The sequence below is a fragment of the Bacillus cereus group sp. BfR-BA-01355 genome (assembly GCF_022663675.1).
GTDB classification, from domain to species: Bacteria; Bacillota; Bacilli; order Bacillales; family Bacillaceae_G; genus Bacillus_A; species Bacillus_A thuringiensis_S.
In genome coordinates, this window is the sequence record NZ_JAKUFY010000430.1 from 1 (window position 1) to 239 (window position 239).

Sequence of the window (239 nt, forward strand, 5' to 3'; positions counted from 1 at the left end):
TTTTTCTTCATATTCCTTTACAGGCTCTTCAATACGTTTCGTAGATACCCGATTCTCTTTACCTTTCTCTGTATCTTTCTCTGTATCTTTCTCTGTATCTTTCTCTGTATCTTTCTCTGTATCCTTTATAGCAGTACGTTCAATATTCACAACGTAACCATATGTATTTAATTCAACCATAATTTCATATGTACCATCCGTATCTTTTTCAGTATAAAATACGCGTTTTTCATTGTTAT

1 pseudogene is annotated in these 239 nt (G+C 31.8%); it reads right to left on the reverse strand.

The features are described from left to right. Positions 1–239 (reverse strand): annotated as a pseudogene (locus tag MR167_RS32355) (hypothetical protein); the annotation flags it as partial.